At 71.6% G+C, this 5,028-nt stretch carries 3 protein-coding genes and 1 tRNA gene; all 4 read right to left on the bottom strand.

The window, feature by feature from the left end:
• Positions 1-89: 89 nt before the first annotated feature.
• The 4 genes from BZY54_RS05050 to BZY54_RS05035 all read right to left on the bottom strand — a co-directional run bounded on the left by BZY54_RS05050 (position 90) and on the right by BZY54_RS05035 (position 4,878).
• Positions 90-1,100 (bottom strand): polyprenyl synthetase family protein, encoded by a 1,011-nt coding sequence (locus BZY54_RS05050; protein WP_244216969.1) that lies wholly within the window; start codon positions 1,098-1,100, stop codon positions 90-92.
• Between the two features lie 170 nt (positions 1,101-1,270).
• Positions 1,271-2,227, bottom strand: a complete 957-nt coding sequence (locus BZY54_RS05045; protein ID WP_086723319.1) for an RNA polymerase sigma-70 factor — start codon at positions 2,225-2,227, stop codon at positions 1,271-1,273.
• Entirely contained in the window at positions 2,224-3,429 is a 1,206-nt protein-coding gene (locus tag BZY54_RS05040; RefSeq protein WP_086723323.1) for an NAD(P)/FAD-dependent oxidoreductase, read from the bottom strand. The genes BZY54_RS05045 and BZY54_RS05040 overlap by 4 nt, the downstream gene beginning before the upstream one ends.
• 1,372 nt (positions 3,430-4,801) lie before the next feature.
• A tRNA-Met gene (locus BZY54_RS05035) sits at positions 4,802-4,878 on the bottom strand.
• Positions 4,879-5,028 lie beyond the last annotated feature (150 nt).

Here is a 5,028-nt window from a genome sequence, read left to right as displayed (position 1 = left end):
CCGGTGGGCCGGACGGGCCGGCCGCTGAAGGAGGGTTTTCTTCCGCGGCCGGCACAGCGGGCGCCGGTCGCTCAGCGGGCGCCGGTCGCTCAGCGGCCTTCTCGCACCGTGCCGGCGCCGGCGGTGCGGGGCTGCAGCAGGGTGGCGGACGAGCGGTCCACGAGGTCGTGCAGGACCCTCAGATGCGCCTGGTCACCGCCGAGTCGGTCCAGGATGCGGTGGGCCCGGTCGCCGAAGCCGGCGATGTCGCTCGCGAAGCGGTGCAGCACTGCGGGCGTCTGCAGCAGGCCGGTCAGTTCCGCCCGGGCGTGCGCGGACGTCGGCGCCGCGCGGTGCAGGGCCAGGACACGCTGTGCGGCGTGGGGATCGGCTTGTTCCAGGGCGCAGGCGAGCAGGTAGGTCACGGTGCCGTTGAGCAGGTCCTCGTGGCGGCCGGAGAGGATGTCCTCCTGGTCGTTGAAGAGCTGCCACAGCACGCCGAACTCGTCGCCGAACGCGCGCCACAGTCGAACGCGCTGCGCGCCGGCGCCGGCCAGTTCCGCGGCCATGGCGGTGATCATGGCGAAGGGTGCGCCTGATTTGCCGCGGTAGGTGCTGATCACCGATGCGCGGGTGGCGGTGGCCGCCTGCGGGTGAAGGTCTTTCAGCTGGCCCTCGGTCGCGGCGATCCAGCACCTGAGGATCTCGGCCGACAGGGTGGGGCGGAGCGAGGGCGGGATCTGCTGGGACTGGACGACCAGAAGCGGCAGGGGGTTTCCGGCGATGACGGCGGCCAGCAGGGCCCGGCTGTCGTCATCGTCGGCGGCGGGGTGGGTGGCATGTGCATCGGCCAGGTCGTCCAGGCAGCAGGCGGAGGTCCACCACAGTTCGTGGACGACGGCCAGCGGGACGGCCGGCTCAAGGGCGCCCGTCTCGGCGGCGTGGACGAGCAGCGGCAGAACCGACAGCGGGTAGGCGAAGGTCCGCTGCCGCAGGAGGCCGGCGACGGCCGCGCGGACCGTGGGAGCCGCCGGTCCGAGCAGGTCCAGTGCCGCGTGCCGGCCCGCCTCGATCTGCACGGCCCACTCCCGGTGCACGTCCGTGTACGACACTGCCCTCACGCAAGCCCCCACTGATCGAGTGCGCTCCGGCACCGATTCGATCACCCGGGCGGGTGAGGAGCCAGGGCGCCTTTGCGCCATGGCCGAGGTGCGTGCTGCTCCGCGCTGCACGCGGCCGGCACGGCGGCCGCCCCCTGGTGCGCGGGGGGGGGTGGCGTGGGGGTCTTCGTTCAGCGGGTGTCGATGCTGCGGATGGTGCCGTCGGCGACGGCCTGGAGTTTGTCCGGGTTGGCGATGTTGTGGATGGTGGTGATGCGGCCGTCGGGGGTGATGTCGAAGGCGAGGACGGCGATCACGCGGTCCGGGCCGCTGAACACGATGCCCGGTGAGCCGTTGATCCCGGCGAGTTCGGCGTTCATGTCGGCGGGCTCGATGCCCTGGTAGGCGACCGTGCCGATGGCCGCGAACCAACTGGCCACCGTGGCGGCGCCGATGACCGGGCGCAGGGCCTGGCGGACCTTGCCGCCGCCGTCGGTCCACAGGGCGACATCCGGGGACAGCAGTTCCATCAGCGCGTTGACGTCACCGCCCGTCGCGGCGGCGAAGAACCGTTCGGTGACCTCCCGTTGGTGCGAGCGGTTGGCGGTGAAACGCGGCCGGCGGGCCCGTACGTGGGCACGGGCGCGGTGCACGGCCTGCCGTACGGCGGCTTCGGAGCGGTCCACCGCCTGCGCGATCTCGGCGTGGCTGAAGTCGAAGACCTCCTTCAGCACGAACACCGCGCGCTGAAGCGGGCTCAGCGTCTCCAGCACCACCAGCATCGCCATGGACACCGACTCGGCGTCGGTGACGGTGTCGGCGGTGTCGATGCCGGTGAGGACGGGTTCGGGAAGCCAGGGGCCGACGTAGGCCTCCCGTCGGTGCCGGGTGGAGCGCAGCCGTTCCATGGCCAGGTTCGTCACGATCCGTGTCAGGTACGCCTTGGGATCGGCCACGTGCGAGCGGTCGGCGGCCGACCACTTCAGCCAGGCGTCCTGGACCGCGTCCTCGGCATCGGCCGCAGTGCCCAGCACACGGTAGGCCACCGAGAACAGCAGGTTGCGGTACCGGGTGAACACCCGCTCGCCGGCGTCGGTGCGGTCATGCCGGAACTGCTGGGCCTGCTGGGCCTGCTGGGTCTGGGTCATCGTGTCTTCCCGGTCCGGGTGAAGCGGCCGCCGCGGGGCCAGACGGCGCCGGCGGCGGGCATCTTCTTCATACGGCCCCATGTGGGCCAGGGCGATGCGGTCACCGTCTCCTTGTACCGGACCGCCGTACGGCCGGTCAGCCGCATGCGGCGGGGGCTGCCGTCGGGGCGGGTGAACTGAACCACAGCGTCGTTGCGGCCCAGGCTGATCGGCGTGTGGTAGTAGCCGAAGCGGAACGGCTTGGGCTGCCTGCCCCGCAGCGAGCGGAGAATCGACACCGCGGCGTGCACACCGGTGGGCATGCCCGACTGGCAGGTGCCGTGCATGATCCCGTAGCCCTGACGGATCGCGGCGGCGTCACCCACCGCGTACACCTGCGGGTGGGACACCGACCGCAGGGCGGCGTCGGTGACGATCCGGCCGCGCTCGTCCACGATCAGTCCGGCGGCCGCCGCCACCGGCGACACCCGGGTGCCGCCCGCCCACACGACCACGTCGGCGGCGACACTGCCGGCGCCGGCCAGCTCGACCGCCGCGGGCAGCACCTTCACCACCTCCACCCCGCTGCGCACCCGCACACCCAGACGCTCGAGCGCGGCGTGCACATACGCCCTGGTCTTCGGGTTCAGGTCCGCGCCGGGCTCGGTACGACCCAGCAGAACGACGTGCAGTCCGGGGTGGCGTTCGGCGATCTCCGCGGCCGTCTCCACGCCGGTCAGTCCACTGCCGGCGACCACCACCGTGCCACTACCCAACCGGGCGAGCCGGCCGGCCAGCACCTCGGCGCCCTGGACACCGTCGAGGGTGTGGGCATGTTCGGCCACACCCGGCACCGCCGCCGTATCGGCCACGCCGCCCAGCCCGTACACCAGCGTGTCGTAGGACAGGACGCGGTCGTCGTCGATGCGAACGGTCCGCGTCTGCGCATCCAGGGAGGTCACCCAGCCGCACTCGAACACGGCGCCGGTGCCCTGCAACAGCCCAGGGACACAGAGTTCGGCCAGCTGCTGCCCCGTCGCCGTCATGTGCAGCCGCAGCCGCTCGGTGAACCGCTCCTGCCCGTTCACCACAATCACCCGCACATCGTGGCGGGACCCGATACGGGCCGCGAGCTGAACGGCCGCGGACATGCCCGCGTAACCGGCTCCCAGGACCACCACGCGATGTGTGGTCCCCGCCTTCACCGCACACTGTGCGCTCATCATTTTCCGCCTTCCCACTCGGGCTCTCGACGACCACCAGACGCAAAGTGACGGTACGTCCGTGACACACCCCCGACGTGACGCCCGCCACAGTCACGTGGGCTGGTGCGGGCCCCGTGCCCGCCACGCCGCGGTATCAGCCGCTCTCACCCTGCCGCCGCCGACCGCGTTCCTCGATCCATTGCCCGCGGGCGGCGCCGTCGTATCCACCACGCGGCCCTCGACAGGGCGAGGCTCATGAACGGCCAGCTCGGCCTGATCACAGCGGTGTCGCTGCCGGGGGCTGCGGTGCCTCGTATGTGATTGTTCAGGGTGCTGGAAGACCGTATTCGTGCACTCGTTGTCAGTGAGGACCGGTAACGTGTCGAACACCGGCCGCGCACCGGCCCAAGCCCGCCTCAGCCCATGACTGTCGGCAGTCGAGGCGCAGGCAGGCGGGACCTACGGGTCCGGGCGCATCAGTGCGAAGAACACCGCCGCTTGGCGCAGTTCGATCACCGCAGTCTGCTCTCAAGCGCGTGTATCGGGTCATTGGTCCGTGCACGCCAGTCGAGGACTGCCAATGGTCAGCAACCAGCGGAAGAGGAGCAGGGACACCAAGCGCGCCGAGACGACCGGCGCGTCCCGGGCTTTTGCCGCCACGGGGAAGGTGCACCTCCACGAGCCGATGCCGGACATGACCGCGCTCGGGCGACTGCCGTACGCGCCCGGGCGGGACCTCGACACCGGCCTCGCCGCGCGACTGGCCGCCGCCTGCCGTGCGCCCCTGCACGTCACACCCGACGCCGTCGCCGGAGAAGATCCGCACCGAGCACCGGCCGGCCCTCGCCACGCTCGCCGGCGAGCACGCGGGCCGCGCCCCTGCTGCCTCCGCCTCGCCCACTGCCAGATTGTGGGCGGACGACGCGGCCGCCTGCGAACTTCTGGACGACGTCCTCGACCACAGGGCGATTCGCGCCCCGCTCCAACGCGGACCTCGTGGCCAAGCTGCACACCGGAGTGCCGCCCCCCTCGACGGCCAAGACGACGCACTCCCGCCCCGAGCCCGACACCGGACCGACGGAAGGGGATGCTGCCGTACGTGCCGGGCCAGGAGACCAACCACGACCTTGCGGCCACAGCGGTCAGCGCGTGTCGGGCCGCATGCAAATCGTGCCAGGAGGCCCTCACTCCCGTGGGACGGGATACCGGCCGCACCAGCCACGGCCCGACACCGGCCGCGACCCGACGCCGACGGCGGTGAGGGCGGACCTGTTTGCCTGCCGCGCCGGTGACGGGGCCGGCGGGGCGGGTGGTCCAGTAGACGGCAGTCAGCTGACCGACCGAAGCTGCGGGCGCATGCGAAAGGGCCCGGGGGCCGGGCCCTTTCGTGTGGTAGCGGGGACAGGATTTGAACCTGCGACCTCTGGGTTATGAGCCCAGCGAGCTACCGAGCTGCTCCACCCCGCGTCGGCACCAGCAACAGTACACGTCCGGGAGTGCAGGGTGCGTTCAGGTCAGCCGCGGACGACGTTCTCTGCCTGAGGTCCCTTCTGGCCCTGCGTCACGTCGAAGGTCGCCTTCTCCTTCTCCCACTCGACTAGGGCGCGTATTGAGTCG

This window comes from Streptomyces carpinensis, from assembly GCF_002154505.1.
Classification (GTDB): Bacteria; Actinomycetota; Actinomycetes; order Streptomycetales; family Streptomycetaceae; genus Streptomyces; species Streptomyces carpinensis.
The sequence above is the reverse complement of the archived record's forward strand: the minus strand, read 5'-3'. Positions and strand labels throughout refer to the sequence as shown.